The organism is Pseudomonas sp. SP16.1, assembly GCF_052682975.1.
Genome location: NZ_JBQYFZ010000001.1, coordinates 3,368,156 through 3,383,618 on the forward strand (window position 1 = coordinate 3,368,156; position 15,463 = coordinate 3,383,618).

Annotated in this window: 16 protein-coding genes; 11 read left to right on the top strand and 5 right to left on the bottom strand. The window is 67.7% G+C overall.

The window, feature by feature from the left end:
* Positions 1–22: 22 nt before the first annotated feature.
* The gene (locus tag ACUTAF_RS16105) at positions 23–814 is read right to left on the bottom strand and encodes an ABC transporter substrate-binding protein (RefSeq protein WP_445580904.1); all 792 of its coding nucleotides are present in this window, start codon (positions 812–814) and stop codon (positions 23–25) included.
* A 474-nt stretch (positions 815–1,288) separates the two neighbouring features.
* Positions 1,289–1,789 (bottom strand): winged helix-turn-helix transcriptional regulator, encoded by a 501-nt coding sequence (locus ACUTAF_RS16110; RefSeq protein WP_445580905.1) that lies wholly within the window; start codon positions 1,787–1,789, stop codon positions 1,289–1,291.
* A 136-nt stretch (positions 1,790–1,925) separates the two neighbouring features.
* Here ACUTAF_RS16110 and ACUTAF_RS16115 point away from each other — a divergent pair, with 136 nt between their 5' ends.
* Genes ACUTAF_RS16115 through ACUTAF_RS16125 form a run of 3 tightly spaced genes read left to right on the top strand, consistent with a single transcriptional unit; the run spans position 1,926 to position 3,892 of the window.
* Positions 1,926–2,219 (top strand): hypothetical protein, encoded by a 294-nt coding sequence (locus ACUTAF_RS16115; protein WP_445580906.1) that lies wholly within the window; start codon positions 1,926–1,928, stop codon positions 2,217–2,219.
* Between the two features lie 2 nt (positions 2,220–2,221).
* The gene (locus ACUTAF_RS16120) at positions 2,222–3,544 is read left to right on the top strand and encodes a DUF1329 domain-containing protein (RefSeq protein WP_445580907.1); all 1,323 of its coding nucleotides are present in this window, start codon (positions 2,222–2,224) and stop codon (positions 3,542–3,544) included.
* A gap of 12 nt (positions 3,545–3,556) precedes the next feature.
* Positions 3,557–3,892, top strand: a complete 336-nt coding sequence (locus ACUTAF_RS16125; protein WP_445580908.1) for a cupin domain-containing protein — start codon at positions 3,557–3,559, stop codon at positions 3,890–3,892.
* Positions 3,893–3,954: 62 nt separating this feature from the next.
* On the opposite strand, the gene ycaC is transcribed toward ACUTAF_RS16125, so the two are convergent.
* On the bottom strand, positions 3,955–4,569 hold the full coding sequence (gene ycaC, locus ACUTAF_RS16130) for an isochorismate family cysteine hydrolase YcaC (RefSeq protein WP_273258215.1): 615 nt from the start codon (positions 4,567–4,569) through the stop codon (positions 3,955–3,957).
* 184 nt (positions 4,570–4,753) lie between these two features.
* On the opposite strand from ycaC, the gene ACUTAF_RS16135 reads away from it, so the two are divergent.
* A complete protein-coding gene (locus ACUTAF_RS16135) occupies positions 4,754–5,671 on the top strand; it encodes a LysR family transcriptional regulator (RefSeq protein WP_445580909.1) in 918 nt (305 codons plus the stop codon).
* A gap of 112 nt (positions 5,672–5,783) precedes the next feature.
* Positions 5,784–6,248: a hypothetical protein gene (locus tag ACUTAF_RS16140; RefSeq protein ID WP_445580910.1), complete on the top strand. Its 465-nt coding sequence runs from the start codon at positions 5,784–5,786 to the stop codon at positions 6,246–6,248.
* A 165-nt stretch (positions 6,249–6,413) separates the two neighbouring features.
* On the opposite strand, the gene ACUTAF_RS16145 is transcribed toward ACUTAF_RS16140, so the two are convergent.
* Positions 6,414–8,774, bottom strand: a complete 2,361-nt coding sequence (locus ACUTAF_RS16145; protein WP_445580911.1) for a DNA polymerase II — start codon at positions 8,772–8,774, stop codon at positions 6,414–6,416.
* Between the two features lie 129 nt (positions 8,775–8,903).
* On the opposite strand from ACUTAF_RS16145, the gene ACUTAF_RS16150 reads away from it, so the two are divergent.
* The 5 genes from ACUTAF_RS16150 to ACUTAF_RS16170 all read left to right on the top strand — a co-directional run bounded on the left by ACUTAF_RS16150 (position 8,904) and on the right by ACUTAF_RS16170 (position 12,417).
* Positions 8,904–9,863 (top strand): potassium transporter TrkG, encoded by a 960-nt coding sequence (locus ACUTAF_RS16150; RefSeq protein WP_445580912.1) that lies wholly within the window; start codon positions 8,904–8,906, stop codon positions 9,861–9,863.
* Between the two features lie 112 nt (positions 9,864–9,975).
* Entirely contained in the window at positions 9,976–10,668 is a 693-nt protein-coding gene (locus ACUTAF_RS16155; protein WP_445580913.1) for a potassium channel family protein, read from the top strand.
* 60 nt (positions 10,669–10,728) lie between these two features.
* Entirely contained in the window at positions 10,729–11,163 is a 435-nt protein-coding gene (locus ACUTAF_RS16160) for a group II truncated hemoglobin (RefSeq protein ID WP_445580914.1), read from the top strand.
* Positions 11,160–11,498: an FKBP-type peptidyl-prolyl cis-trans isomerase gene (locus tag ACUTAF_RS16165; protein ID WP_445580915.1), complete on the top strand. Its 339-nt coding sequence runs from the start codon at positions 11,160–11,162 to the stop codon at positions 11,496–11,498. The genes ACUTAF_RS16160 and ACUTAF_RS16165 overlap by 4 nt, the downstream gene beginning before the upstream one ends.
* Positions 11,491–12,417, top strand: coding sequence for a class I SAM-dependent methyltransferase (locus tag ACUTAF_RS16170; protein WP_445580916.1), 927 nt, complete (start codon positions 11,491–11,493; stop codon positions 12,415–12,417). Before ACUTAF_RS16165 ends, ACUTAF_RS16170 begins: the two co-directional genes overlap by 8 nt.
* A 123-nt stretch (positions 12,418–12,540) precedes the next feature.
* Here the strand turns inward: ACUTAF_RS16170 and norR are convergent, their stop codons facing one another.
* On the bottom strand, positions 12,541–14,088 hold the full coding sequence (gene norR, locus ACUTAF_RS16175; protein ID WP_445580917.1) for a nitric oxide reductase transcriptional regulator NorR: 1,548 nt from the start codon (positions 14,086–14,088) through the stop codon (positions 12,541–12,543).
* A gap of 192 nt (positions 14,089–14,280) precedes the next feature.
* On the opposite strand from norR, the gene hmpA reads away from it, so the two are divergent.
* A complete protein-coding gene (gene hmpA / locus ACUTAF_RS16180; protein WP_445580918.1) occupies positions 14,281–15,462 on the top strand; it encodes an NO-inducible flavohemoprotein in 1,182 nt (393 codons plus the stop codon).
* Position 15,463 lies beyond the last annotated feature (1 nt).

Below are 15,463 nucleotides of genomic sequence, written 5' to 3' on the forward strand. Positions count from 1 at the left end.
CAATCCTCTTTCGCGCGCGGCGTCAGCGTTCCAGGGTCAGCAGGTTGACCGAGAAGTACTTGTCGTTGATGGCCTGGTAGGTGCCGTCGGCGATGATCGCGGCCAGCGCCTCGTTGAGCTGCTGGCGCAGCGCCTCGTCCTCCTTGCGCAGGGCCATGCCGACGCCCTCGCCGACGTATTTCGGGTCGCTGATCGGCGCGCCGGCCAGGCGGCAGCAACTGCCGTCCTCGGATTTCAGGGTCCAGTCGAGCATCGGGATCATGTCGCCGACCTGGGCGTCCAGGCGCCCGGAGGCCAGGTCCAGGTTCACCGCGTCCTGGGTCGGGTACAGGCGCACGTCGGAGTCCGGGAACATGGCCATCAGGTAGTCGGCCTGGGTGGTGGCGCCCTGGGCGCCGATGGTCTTGCCGGCCAAGGCGGCGGGGCTGAAGTCGGTGAGGTCGGAGTCCTTGGCCACCACGAAGGTCATCGCCGACTTCTGGTAGGGGTCGCTGAAGGCCACCTTCTGCCGGCGCTCCTCGGTGATGAACATCGAGGCGATCACCACGTCGTACTTGCGCCCCAGCAGTGCCGGAATGATGCCGTCCCAGTCCTGGGCCACCAGGCTGCACTCGACCTGCATGCGCTGGCACAGGGCCTGGCCGATCTCGATATCGAAGCCGGCCAGCTTGCCGTCGGCGGTGTAGTAGTTGAACGGCGGGTAGGCGCCTTCGGTGGCCAGGCGCAGGGTCTTGCCCTCGCCCGCCTGGGCGGCCGCGAAGGGCAGCAGGCCGAGGCCGGCGCAGAGCAGAAGGGAGCGGAGAGTCTTATTCATCTTGTTGTCCTCTGGAGTCGTGGTTCGCGGTGAAACGGCCATCACCCGCCGCCAGTCTCACCGCGCACTGGATGACCAGCTGGTCACCGCCGCGCCCCAAGAATCAGCCTGCACCTCGCATTTATCAAATGTATATTTATTATGTTATGCATAGCCTTCAGCTATGCGAATGACATCCAGAAACCTCCGCCCTGAACGGGGCAGAGGGTCGGGGGAAAGAGGGCAACGGCTCTGGATCATGCCTGACCAGATTGACCCGGGCCGCAGGTTGGCGCCGACCTCGGCGGTTTCCGCGCCATCAGCAGCACCCTGTTCTTACCCACGACGAGTGGGCTGCACGATCTGCGCAAGCCGCAGCTCGCCCCCATCTCCTGCGGCCCGCCAAGCGCGCCGTCGACGAGGTCGCCGTCCTGGAAGACTGCTCGACGGCAGCGCATCGGACCTAGATCAAGGAAACCAGCAGCGCGGCCAGGCTCAGCTCGCCCGCGCCAGCTGTCGCTGTGCCAGCTCCTCCAGGCGGCGGCGGGTATTAGCGTTGGCGCCGGGGCCAGGCAGCAACCCGAGGTCGCGGATACCCACCGGCCGCCCCTCGATGTCGAACAGTTGCAGCGGTGCCACCGGAGCGCCGCTGCTGCGGTTGACCGCCACCACGGGCGCCCCCTCGGGCAGGGGATTCCAGCGGTCGCCCCACTGCAGGATGGCCACCACTATCACGTGCAGCGACAGTCCCTTCTCGGTCAGCTTGTATTCCGTGCCACCACCGACCACGCGCTTGCTGAGGATGCCGTGCTCCTGCAGCAGCTTCAGGCGCTTGGACAGGATGCCCTTGGAGATCCCCTGGTTACGCTGAAACTCGTCGAACTTGCTGGAGCCCCACATGCACTCCAGCACGATCAGCACGTTCCACCAGTCGCCCAGCACATCCAGCGAACGCGCGATGGAGCAATTCCGATCCTCGAACGTGAGCCTTTCCACTCTGTAAACCTCCAGATCGCCACGAAAGAAACCCGGCGCAAAGCGCTTGACAGGTTTCATTATAGAACCTAATTTCAATCTCGCATGGTTCCATCATAGAACCACACCTCAACCCTTGATTCGAGGTATCCCCATCATGCTCAAGCAGCTCCTCATCGTCGGCCTGCTCATCGCCAGCAGCGCGGTCCTGGCCCAGTCGGAAAGCCCGTGCATCACCAACGAACTGGAGTCGGGCAGCGTCACCGCGACCCTGGCGCTGGAGATCGGCAAGTGCCACCTCGCCGCCGCCACCAGCGGCCCCGACGGCCTGCCCGCCCTCGAATACGCCCACAGCTGGTTCCTCCAGGCCCGGACGCTGGGCGCCGAAGGTGCGCAACACCAGCTGGAAACCACCCATGCCCGCCTGCAACTGGCCGCCGAGGCACAATGATCATGACCCGACTGCCTCTGCTCCTCGTACTCGGCCTCGCCCTGCATCCCGCCGCCCAGGCTTCCCCAACCACGCCGCTGGGCGCCGAGCTGGCTGGCAGCGCCGACGGCTCCATCCCCGCCTGGCAGGGCGGCTACCGCAAGCCCCTGGCGGCCGCCGACATCGCCAGCGGCTTCGTCGACCCCTTTGCCGGTGATCCCATCGCATTCACCATCGATCACAGCAACTACCAGCAGTATCAAGAGCACCTCAGCCCCGGCCAGATCGAACAGCTGCGGCGCAATCCGGATGGCTACCGTCTGAACGTCTACCAGACGCGCCGTACCGCCGCCGTCCCCGAGGCCGTGTACCAGGCCGCCAGCCGCAACCGCGAAAGCGCCCGCCTGACGCCCGATGGCAATGGCGTGACCGGCTACCGGGGCTACTACCCCTTCCCCGCCCCGAAGAACGGCCTGGAGGTGCTGTGGAACCACTTCATGCGCTACCGCGGTGGCAGCCTTTTCAGGTCGCAGACTCAGGTTGTGACCCAGGCCAGCGGCTCGTTCAACGAAGTGCAGATCGAAGAGCGCGCAGTATGGCCGGAAAACCTCAACGGTTTCGACCCAGAGCTCGACGCCAACGTGATGATCTACGCCAAGCAGGAAGTCGTGGCTCCGGCCCGCCTGGCCGGCAACATGCTGCTGGTCCACGAGACCGTCGACCAGTACCAACAGCCGCGTCTGGCCTGGCTCTACAACGCCGGCCAGCGCCGCGTGCGCCGCGCCCCCCAGGTCGCCTATGACGGCCCCGGCACGGCGGCGGACGGGTTGCGCACCTCGGACAACGTCGACATGTACTCGGGCTCGCCCGACCGCTACGAGTGGCGGCTGGAGGGCAAGCAGGAGCTCTACATTCCCTACAACAACCATCGCCTGACCGATCAGAATCTCGACTCCGCACGCCTGATCCATAAGGGCCACCTCAACCCGGAGCTGCTGCGCTACGAGAAGCACCGGGTCTGGAAGGTGGTCGGCACCCTGCGCGAAGGTCAGCGCCACGTCTATGCCAAGCGGGTCTTCTATATCGACGAGGACACCTGGCAGATCGCCCTGGCCGAGCACTACGACAGCCGTGGCTCCCTGTGGCGTTTCGCCGAGGGTTTCCACGTGCAGTACTACTACGCCGACACCCCCTGGTACGCCGCCGAGGCCATCTATGATTTCAACAGCAACCGCTACCTGGTGATGGGCCTGCTGTACAACGCCGGCAAACCCGTCTCCTTCGGATTCCGGGCAGCCAAGGCCGAGTTCGTGCCGGCAGCCCTGAGAACGGCCGGCATAAAGTGAGGGGATACCACCATGCACAAGGTCAACCTGCTGGACGAACTGGCCCGGATCGACGAGCACTGGTCACAGCGCATCGTCGGCGAAGCCAACGGGCAACTGATCAAGCTGGCCAAGGGCGTCGGCGAGACCCGCTGGCACAAGCACGAGGATCAGGACGAACTGTTCATCGTCTGCTACGGCTGCCTGACCATCCAGCTGCGCGAAGCCACGATCGACCTGCTGCCCGGTGAGATGTTCGTGGTTCCCAGAGGCATCGAACACTGCCCGCGGGCCGATGAGGAAGCGGGTTTCCTCATCGCCGGACTGAACGTCACCTCGACAGCCGCCGGCGGCAAGCCCAACCTGTGACGGCACTGGGCAGTGCGTAGGAAGTGCACGGCCCGCCGGCATGCGCCGACGGGCCAGCTGCGTCACTTCTGGCTATAACTCTGGATCAGGTTGGCGTAGGCCGGCAGGTGGCCGCCGAGGATGCCGCCGAAGCCCTCGATATCGTTGCGCCAGTCGCGGTGCAGCTCGCAGCCGACGCTGAACCAGTTGAGCATCTGCGCGCCGGCGTGGGCCATGCGCATCAGCGCGGCGTCGCGCACGCTGGTGTTGAAGGTGCCCGAGGCGTCAGTGACGACGAACACCTCATAGCCGGCCTCCAGCGCCGACAGGGTCGGGAAGGCCACGCACACGTCAGTGACCACCCCGGCGATGATCAGTTGCTTGCGCCCGGTGGCCTCGATGGCCTTGACGAAATCGGCGTTGTCCCAGGCATTGATCTGTCCTGGCCGGGCGATATAGGGCGCATCGGGGAACATGGCCTTGAGCTCGGGCACGATCGGTCCGTTGGGGCCGTTCTCGAAACTGGTGGTGAGAATGGTCGGCAGGTTGAAGAACTTGGCGATGTCGGCCAGCGCCAGCACGTTGTTCTTGAACTCGTCCGGCGTGTAGTCGCGCACCAGCGAGAGCAGGCCGGCCTGGTGGTCGACCAGCAGCACGACGGCGTCGTCCTTGTTCAGGCGCTTGTAGGTAAAAGACATGACGTAGCCTCCAGTGAAAGAGAGAGGGTCACCCCCGACGGTGGGGACTTAAAGCCTAGCTGCCTGCGCGGCCCTCGACCTCCCGCCGCGCGGCGAAATGACTTTTCGCTTGAGCCGAACAATCCAGCGCGCGCCGAGGCGTTATGCTGAACAGCACACTGGATCAAGCCTGCACGGTCGCCCCATGAAACTGGATCTTCAGGAAATCGAGACCTTCCTGCGCGTCGCCGAACTCGGCAGCGTCAGCCTTGCCGCCCAGCAGCTGGGGGTGGCCAAGTCGGTGGTGAGCAAGCGCCTCAGCGATCTGGAGCGCCATCTGGGCGCCAAGCTGCTGTTTCGCTCCACGCGCAAGGTGGCGCCGACCGATAGCGGTCAGCGTTTCTACCAGCAGGCCAAGGCAGCACTGGCCGAACTGCGCAGCGCCGCCGAAGCGGTGGCCGTCGAGGACGGCAGCCTGGCCGGCAGCCTGCGCATCCTCGCGCCGATGAGCTTCGGTACGCTGTGGCTGGCGCCGCGGCTGGCCGAGTTCATGCGCCAGCATCCGCAACTGGAGCTGGCGCTGCAGCTGGACGACCGCGTCAGCGATTTCGAGCGCGAGGGCTATGACCTCTGCCTGCGCATCTCGCGCCTGCACGACAGCGCACTGATCGCCCGCCGCCTCGGCAGCAGCCCGCGGGTGGTGTGCTGCAGCCCGGACTACATCCGCGAGCATGGCGCGCCCGAACGCCTGGAGCAGTTGCTCGAACATTCCTGCATCGGCTACTGCAACCTGAGCGCCGGCCAGCTTTGGTCGTTCGACGATCCGGCCGCCCCCCAGCGCCCGCTGACCCTGGCGCCCGACGGGCGCTTCACCAGCAACAATGGCGAGGCCATGCGCGACGCGGCCCTGGCCGGCCTGGGCGTGGCGGTGCTGCCGCGCTTTATCGTGCAGCGCGACCTGCAGGCCGGCAGGCTGGTGCAGGTGCTGGCCGAGGTCAGGCCCACCGACGATGAAATCCACGCCCTGTATCCACGCGCGCGGCGCTCATCGCTCAAGGTCCAGGCGCTGTGCGACTTCCTCCAGCAGGCGCTGGCCGAACAGCCCTGGACGCGCCGCGCTTGATCGAGATCAAACGGCGCCCCGCGGAGGGGGCGACAATGTCAGCAATGTCAGCAGCAGCCGCGCGGTGAGCGAGGTCGAAGCGGCGTGACCAGACCGTAGCGAGGTGAACCCCATGCGCTTCCAGCAGGTACGCGACATCGTCGACTGGGCCGTCGACTTCCACCGGCGGCTCGCCCATCAATATGCCGCCATGGCCAAACAAGCCGAGGACGAGCGTCAACGCATGGCCCTGGAATACCTGGCCGAGCACGAGCACCAGATGCAGCGCGGCCTGGCACGCTACCTCAAGGACGACGGCGAACACCGTCATGTGCTCGACACCTGGTTCAGCTCGCTCGACGAGCAGCCACACCCCGAGGTGCTGTCGCGCCTGAGCTCAGGCCTGTCTTGCACAACCCTCGACGGTCTGCTGAGCAGCGCCCTGACCATCCACAAGCCCCTCGAGGACATGTGGCGCCATCGCGCGGACGAGGCCAACCTGCCCGCCGAGTCCGATTTCTTCGCCGCACTGGCCGCCAGCCACGAGGCCGAGGTGCGGCGCCTGGCGCGCGACATGGCGCGACTCGAAGCCTATTGAGGCGGGTGCCGCCCGCTGGAGGCCGTCTCAGCGGTGCTCCGGGCCAAGGGTGCGCCGTGCGCACCAGACCTCCGGCGCCAACGGTGCGCAGGGTGCCCCTAAGCACTATTGAGGCCGGGGCCGCCCGTATAGTGGCGGATAGACCGGCCGGGGCGGCTCAGGGGCTCAGAACAGCCCCAACTGCCCGTCCACCAGACGCTCGAAGTCGCCGCCGACGAAGGGCAGGATGGCGTCGGCCACCGGCTTGAGTTGGCGGCTCAGGTAGTGCTCGTAGTCGATGGGCGATTGCAGCCGCTCCAGCGGCTGCGGCCCGGCGGTGGTGATCAGGTAGCTGATCCAGCCGCCGCGCTGGTACTGCAGCGGCCGGCCGAGGCGCTGGTTGTGTTCATCGGCGCTGCGTGCGGCGCGCACATGCGGCGGTACGTTGCGCTGGTAGTCGTCGAGGCGCCGGCGCAGGCGCTTGCGATAGACCAAGAGCTCGTCCAGCTCGCCGGCCAGGGTGCGTTTGACGTAGTCGCGCACGTAATCCTCATAGGGCTGGCCGGCGAACACCAGGCGGTACAGCTCCTGCTGGAAGCGCTGGGCCAGCGGCGACCAGTCGCTGCGCACCGTCTCCAGGCCCTTGAACACCATGCGCTCGCCGCCATCGGCCTCGCGCACCAGGCCGGCGTAGCGCTTCTTGCTGCCCTCCTCGGTGCCGCGAATGGTGGGCATCAGAAAGCGCCGGTAGTGGGTCTCGAACTGCAACTCCAGCGCGCTGCTGAGGCCGAACTCTTGTGCCAGATGCTCGCGCCACCAGGCGTTGACCCTTGCCACCAGCGCGCGACCGATCTGCGCCGCCTCGGCCTCGTCGTGGGCGCGGCCGAGCCAGACGAAGGTGGAGTCGGTGTCGCCGTAGATCACCGCATATCCCTCGGCCTCGATCAGCTCGCGGGTACGCTTCATGATCTGGTGTCCGCGCAGGGTGATGGACGAGGCCAGGCGCGGATCGAAGAAGCGGCAGCCGCTGGAGCCGAGCACGCCGTAGAAGGCGTTCATGATGATCTTCAGCGCCTGCGACAGCGCCGCGTTGCCGTCGCGCTTGGCCGCCTCGCGCCCCTGCCAGACGCGCTCGACTATGGCCGGCAGGCAGTGCCGGCTGCGCGAGAAGCGCGCGCCGCGAAAGCCTTCGACCGAATGCGCATCGTCCGGCTGCCGCAGCCCTTCCACCAGCCCCACCGGGTCGATCAGGAAGCTGCGGATGATCGACGGATACAGGCTCTTGTAATCCAGCACCAGCACCGAGTCGTACAGGCCGGGACGCGAATCCATGACGAAGCCGCCGGGGCTGTTTTCGCCGCGGATGTCGCCGAGGTTCGGCGCGACGAAACCGAGGCGGTGCATCGGCGGCAGGTACAGGTGGGTGAAGGCCGCCACCGAGCCGCCGCTGCGGTCGGCGGCCAGGCCGGTGACGCTGGAGCGTTCGAGCAGGAAGGCGAGCAGGTCGGTGTGGGCGAAGATGCGCGTGACCAGTTCGCAGTCCTTGAGGTTGTAACGCGCCAGCGCCGGCTTGTCCTCGTCGAACATGCGCTGGATCTCGTCCATCCGCGCGTAGGGCGTGTCGATCGCCTTGCCCTCGCCGAGCAGGGTCTGCGCCACCGACTCCAGGCTGAACGAGGGGAAGCTCCAGGTCGCCGAGCGCAGCGCCTCGATGCCGTCGATGATCAGCCGTCCGGCCGCCTCGGCGAAGTAGTGCTGGCTGCTGTTGTGCTGGCGCCAGCCCAGCACGTCGCCGCCGCGCCCCAGGCGCAGCGGAACCTTGAGTTGCTCGGCATGCTCGCGCAGCACGCGCAGGTCGAACTGCACCAGGTTCCAGCCGATGATGGCGTCGGGATCGAAGCGCGCCAGCCACTCGTTCAGCCGCTCGAGCAGGGCCTTGCGGCTGTCGCAGTATTCCAGGTCGAAGTCGACATCGGCGTCCTCGCCATCCGCCGCGCCGAGCATATACACCTGGCGCTGGCCGCAGCCCTCCAGGGCGATGGAGTACAGCTCGCCGCGGGCGCTGGTCTCGATGTCCAGCGACACCAGGCGCAGCGCCGGGCGGTAATCAGCGGCGGGCTTGAGCGACTTGCAGAGCAGGCTGCCGTCCGGCTGCTCGACGCCCTCAAAGACCACGCTGGCGGTGATAAAGCGCTCCATCAGGTAGCGATCCGGCGGACGGATATCGGCCTCGTAGACGTCCACGCCGACCTGGCGCAGCTTCTTCTCCAGCTGCAGCAACTGGCGGTACTGGCGACAGTACAGGCCCAGCACGGGGCGCTGGCGGAAGTCGCGCAGCGCCAGTTCGCGCAGTTCGACGCCCTGCTCGCCGGCCAGCAGCGGCTCGGCCCAGGCGCGCTGCTCGGCGGGGATGAAGGCCACCGACTCCTGCCGCGGCAGACGCACCTGCCTCGGGCCGGCATCGGTGGCCAACCAGAAGGCCACCTCGGTGCCCTGCGGCGTATCGCGCCAGTGGCGACTCAGAACGAAACCCTGCTGCACTGCCACCCGAACGACCTCGAAACTCGATAGCCGCGATTCTACTTGGCCGCGGCGGCTCATGGGCTGCCGGCTGCCCAGTCAGTCGGCGCCGGTACGCCTGCCCCCGCCGCGGCGCCGTTCCAGGCGGATCGCGGGTTGAATAGCTGCCAGCATGCGCCCAGGCTCTCGCCCCATCCTGCCTGCCCTCCCACTCGCACCTGCCAGCCGCCATCGCATGAAAGCCTCCCTGCATCCCAGCCGCACCGTGGCTCTGCTGTTTCTCGCGGTGATCGTCGCCGGCACGCTGCTGCTGATGCTGCCGCACGCCAGCGCCGACGGGCAGTCCGCGGCCACGGCCTGCCCTGGGCCGAGGCGGCCTGGAGCGGACTGTTCCATGCGGTATCCGCGTTCAACAACGCCGGTTTCTCGATCCACGCCGACAGCCTGGTGGGCTACGCCGGCGACGGCCTGATCCTGACCCCGGTGATGGCCGCCATCGTCATCGGCGGCATCGGTTTTCCGGTGCTGCAGGATCTGCGCAACCGGCTGCGCGACCCGCGCCACTGGTCGCTGCACACCAAGCTGACCCTGAGCGGCACGGCGCTCCTGCTGCTGGGCGGCTTCCTCGCCCTGCTGCTGGCCGAGTGGGCCAACCCGCGCACCCTCGGTGCCATGCCGCTGGGCGACAAGCTGCTGTCGGCCGCCTTCGCCTCGGTGTCGGCGCGCACCGCCGGATTCAACTCCATCGACATCGGCGCCCTGCCCCATGAGAGCTGGGCCATCCACTACTTCCTGATGTTCGTCGGCGGCGGCAGCGCCGGCACGGCGGGCGGCGTGAAGATCACCACGGCGGCCGTGCTCCTGCTGCTGGTGGTCGCCGAGATCCGTGGCCGCAGCGACACCGAAGCCTTCGGTCGCCGGGTCAGCGACTCAGCCCAACGCCAGGCCATCACCGTGCTGGTGCTGGGCAGCGCCATGGTGGTGCTCGGCACCCTGGTGATCCTGCGCAATACCGAGATACCGACCGACCAGGTCATATTCGAAGTGATCTCGGCATTCGGTACCGTCGGCCTGTCCACCGGCATCACCGCCAGCCTGCCGGAGTCCAGCCAGTGAACCCTGACCCTGCTGATGTTCGCCGGCCGGGTCGGCACCATCACCCTGGCCACATCCCTGGCCCTGGGCGAGCACCGCATGCCCTATCGTTATCCAGAGGAGCACCCCATCGTTGGCTAACTTTCTGTTCACCGAGAAATTCGCCTTCTCCAAGGGCGACAGCGTGGTGGTGATCGGCCTGGGCCGTTTCGGCGGCTCGGTTGCGCACTCGCTGATGCGTCTCGGCCACGACGTCATGGGCATCGACCGCGATGCCGAGCCGGTGCACGCCTGGGCCGACCTGCTGACCCATTGCGTGCAGGCCGACTCGACCAATGTGATGGTCCTGCGCCAGCTCGGCGTGGCCGACTTCAACCATGCCATCGTCGGTATCGGCACCGACCTGGCCGCCAGCCTGATGACCCTGATGGCGCTGACCGAACTGGGCATCCAGGACATCTGGCTCAAGGCCCTGACTCCCGAGCACGGCAAGATCGCCCAGCGCAGCGGCGCCCACCACGTAGTCTACCCCGAGGCGGACATGGGCGAGCGGGTGGCGCACCAGATCACCGGCCGGCTGATGGACTTCATCGAGTTCGAGGACGGCTTCGCCATCGCCAAGACCAAGGCCCCCGAGTTCAGCTTCAACGCCACCCTGGCCGAGGCCGCCATCCGCGAGAAGCATGGCATCACCGTGGTCGGCCTGAAGCGCGCCAACCAGGACTTCCAGCACGCCACGCCGAGTACCCGCGTGTTGCCCGGCGACCTGCTGATCGTCTCCGGTCCCACCCAGCTGATTCAGAAGTTCGCCGGCCGGGCCAAGTAGCGCGGGTCCACCGCCGCGCCGGGTGGATATACAATGGCGCCCTTTTGGCGGAGCGGCGCAATGAGCAGCACACCTCCCTACGGCACCCTCGATGCCTCCTACCAGGCGGCCGGCGGCATCGATGGCCTGCGCCGGCTGGTCGACGACTTCTACCGGCTGATGGACGAACGCCCCGAGGCCGCGGCCCTGCGCGCCCTGCACCCGGCCGACTTGAGCGCCTCGCGCGACAAGCTGGCCTGTTTCCTCAGCGGCTGGCTCGGCGGGCCGCGGCTGTTTGCCGAGAAGTACGGCAGCATCAGCATCCCCAGCTTCCATGCGCAGTGGCCGATCGACCAGGCCCTGGCCGAGAGCTGGTTGAGCTGCATGGCCGGGGCCATCGCCCTGCAGGACTACGATCCGGCCTTCGCCGACTACCTGCTGGCCCAGCTGCGCGTGCCCGCGCAGCGCGCCGTGCAGGCCAGCCAGAACCGACACCAGAGTGGAAAGCCGACATGACGAGCGAGCTGATCATCGAAGACCTGCAGCCGGGCGACGGCAAGACCGTGGTCAAGGGCGCCCTGATCACCACCCAGTACCGCGGCTGGCTGGCCGACGGCAGCGAGTTCGACTCCTCCTACGCGCGCGGCAAGCCGTTCCAGTGCGTGATCGGCACCGGCCGGGTGATCAAGGGCTGGGACCAGGGCCTGATGGGCATGCGGGTCGGTGGCAAGCGCAGGCTGCGGGTGCCGGCGCACCTGGGCTATGGCGAGCGCAGCGTGGGTTCGATTCCGCCGAACTCCGACCTGAGCTTCGAGATCGAGCTGCTGGAAGTGCTGACCCGCGATGACTGACAGCGCCCTCGCCACCCTGCGCGAGCATCTGCTGCAGGCGCTGGAGCACCCTCCGGGCGCCGAAACCCGCCGCCTGTTCCACGGCCGCGGCCGCTGCTGGCCGGCCCTGGAGCAGATCACCGTCGACTGGCTATCGGGCATCGTCCTGGTGATGCTGTTTCGCGAGCCCGATGCGGCCCTGCGCCCGCTGCTGCTGGAGCTGCTGGATACGCCGCAATGGCAGGCCAGCGGCGCGCGCGGCCTGCTGGTCCAGCACCGCTACGTGCAGGGCAGCGAGAGCGAATGGCTGGCCGGCGAGGCGCAGGCGCAATGGCCGATCGTCGAGGATGGCCTGCACTACCTGCTGGACCTGGGCAGCAAGCAGAACAGCGGGCTGTTCCTCGATATGCGCCTGGGTCGCCAGTGGGTGCGCGAGCAGGCCGCCGGCAAGCGCGTGCTCAATCTGTTCGCCTACACCTGCGGCTTCTCGGTGACGGCCATCGCCGGCGGCGCCGAGCGGGTGGTCAACCTGGACATGGCCCGCGCCGCGCTGTCGCGCGGGCGTGAGAACCATCGCCTGAACGGCCACGACCTCGCCCGGGTCGAGTTTCTCGGCCACGAGCTGTTCAAGTCCTGGGGCAAGGTGCGCAAGAGCGGGCCCTATGACCTGATCATCATCGACCCGCCGAGCTTCCAGAAGGGCAGCTTCGCCCTCACCCAGGACTACCGCAAGATCCTGCGCCGCCTGCCCGAGCTGCTCGACGAGCCCGGCACCGTCCTGGCCTGTGTCAACGATCCGGATATCGGCCCGGACTTCCTGATTCAGGGCATGGCCGCAGAGGCACCGCAGCTGCATTTTGCGCGGCGCCTGGACAACCCGCCGGAGTTTCCCGATATCTCGGCCGAGAGCGGGCTGAAGGCGCTGGTGTTTCGCCTTTAATCAAATGCAACGCGGCACCGACTGTGGGAGCCCCGCCTCGGGGCGAAGCCTTTGCTTCTGCGCCGCTGGCTCGATCGCATTCGCCGCGGGGCACGGCTCCTACACAAGCCTTGTGCCTACCCCCTACCTGATGCCCAGGCGCTTGGCCAAACGGCTGAGGTTGGCCCGGTCGATCTGCAGCTCGCGCGCGGCATCGGCCCATTTGCCCTGGTGGCGGGCCAGGCACTGTTCGATCAGCCGGCGCTGGAAGGCGTCCACCGCGCCGCGCAGGTCCTGCCCCTCCGGTAGCGCAACGGCCGGTGTTTCGCTTGGCGTCGGGGTGCTCGCCGCGGCGGCGGGCAGGTCGAGATCCTGCGGCTCCAGGCTGAGAATCCGCGGGCGCTCCTCGTGGCGCGCCAGCGCCTTGAGCGCGGCGCGGCCGACCAGGTGCTCCAGCTCGCGCACATTGCCCGGCCAGTCGTAACCCAGCAGCGCCTTCTGCGCCTCGCTGCTCAGGCGCAGGCTGCGCAGCCCGAGACGCGCGCGATTCTGTTCGAGGAAGTAGCCGGCCAGCAGCAGCACGTCGCGGCCGCGCTCGCGCAGCGGCGGCACCGGCAACGGATAGACGCTGAGACGATGATAGAGATCGGCGCGAAAACGTCCGGCGCGCACCTCGGCGGCCAGATCGCGGTTGGTCGCGGCGATCACCCGCACGTCGACGCGGTGCTCGCGATCCGAGCCGAGCCGCTGCAGCTGGCCGCTCTGCAACACGCGCAGCAGCTTGGCCTGCACCGCCAGCGGCAGCTCGCCCACCTCGTCGAGGAACAGGCTGCCGCCGTCGGCCAGTTCGAACTTGCCGCTGCGCTCGCTCAGCGCGCCGGAGAAGGCGCCGCGCACGTGGCCGAACAGCTCGCTCTCCACCAGCGCCTCCGGCAGCGCCGCGCAGTTGAGGCTGACCAGCGGCCGCTGCGCGCGCGGCGAGGCGTCATGGATGGCCTCGGCCACCAGCTCCTTGCCCACTCCGGTTTCGCCGGTGATCAGCACCGTCAGCGGGCTGTCGCCGACCAAGCGGATCTCGCCCTGCAGCTTGCGCAGCGCGGCGCTCTGGCCGATCAGCTCGCGCGGTTGCTGACGGGCCTGCTTGTACAGCTCGGTGAGCTGGCGCTCGGCCTCCACCCGGCGGGCCAGGCCGCTGATCCGCTCGCTGGCCTTGACCGTGGCCGCCGCCAGGCTGGCGAAGGCGTCCAGGCTGTCCAGGTCGGCGCGGCCGAAGCTGGCCGGGTCCAGCGCATCCAGGGTCAGCAGGCCCCACAGCTGGTCGTCCAGGTACAGCGGACAACCGAGGCAGTCGTGCACCTCGAGATGACCGTGCAGCCCCTCGACCAGCCCGTCGTAGGGATCGGGCAGGCCGCAGTCGGCGGCGAAGCGGGTCGGCCCGCGATGCTCGAGCAGCGCCGCCAGGCGCGGATGTTCGCCGATCTTGAAGCGCCGCCCGAGGGTGTCGGCGCTCAGGCCTTCGACCGCCAGCGGCACCAGCTGCTCGCCTTCGAGCTTGAGCAGCGCCACCGCGTCGCAGGGCAGCAGCTGGCGCAAGGCGGTGAGCAGGCGGCGGTAGCGCTCGCCGTCGTCCAGTTCGCGGGACAGGTCGGCGACCAGCGGGATCAGGGTCTGCAGCAGCGGGTTAGCGGTCATTTCGACAACCTAAGGTCTTTATGACTCATTCCAGCCACGAGTCATTTTTACAGCGAAATACTCAACCAATTGAATTTCAAAGAGAAATTAAATGGCACGATTTATGAGAGGCAACTGACGCTAACGCTAGCACGCCAGGTCTGGCCAGACGAGCCGGACCGGTACTTTCTACATGCCTTGCGGAGATGCTCTATGCTGTCCAACGCCCAACGCGACCTGATCAAAGCCACCGTGCCGCTGCTGGAAAGCGGCGGTGAGGCGCTGACCACCCACTTCTACGGCCTGATGCTCGGCGAGTTCCCCGAGGTACGCCCGCTGTTCAACCAGGCGCACCAGGCCAGCGGCGACCAGCCGCGCGCCCTGGCCAATGGCGTGCTGATGTACGCCAAGCATATCGACCGCCTCGAAGCCCTCGGCCCGCTGGTGGCGCAGATCGTCAACAAGCATGTGTCGCTACAGATTCTGCCCGAGCACTACCCCATCGTCGGCGGCTGCCTGCTGCGCGCGATCCGCGAGGTGCTCGGCGCCGAGATCGCCACCGACGCGGTGATCGAGGCCTGGGCCGTGGCCTACCAGCAACTGGCCGATATCCTCATCGGCGCCGAGGAGAGCCAGTACGCGCAGAACGCCGCGGCGCCCGGCGGCTGGCGCGGCGCACGGGCCTTCCGGGTGACGCGCAAGGTGGCCGAGAGCGCCGAGATCACCTCCTTCTACCTGCAGCCGGCCGACGGCGGCGCCCTGCTCGACTTCCAGCCCGGCCAGTACATCGGTCTGCGCCTGCTGCTGGACGGCGAGGAAGTGCGCCGCAACTACTCGCTGTCGGCGCCGGCCAATGGCCGCGAGTACCGCATCAGCGTCAAGCGCGAGACCGGCGGCCGGGTGTCCAACCACCTGCACGACAAGGTCCAGGTCGGCGACCAGCTGGAGCTGTTCCCGCCGGCCGGCGAGTTCGTCCTGCGCGACTCGGACAAGCCGCTGGCGCTGATCAGCGCCGGCGTCGGCATCACCCCGGCACTGAGCATGCTCGATGCTGCACGCCACTCGGGGCGACCGATCCACTTCATCCACTGCGCCCGCCACGGCGAGGTGCATGCCTTCCGCGACTGGGTCGAGGCGCAGGCCGCCGAGCATCCGCAGATCCGCCACTACGTCTGTTACAGCGAACCGCGCGCGGGCGATGCGGCCGACGCCGAGGGTTTCCTCAGCCGCGAGCTGCTGGAGCAATGGCTGCCCGCCGAGCGCGACCTGGACGCCTACTTCCTCGGTCCGAAGCCCTTCATGGCCCAGGTCAAGCACCACCTGCAGGCGCTGGGCGTGCCGCCCGAGCAGAGCCATTACGAGTTCTTCGGCCCGGCCGCGGCGCTGGATAGCTGAT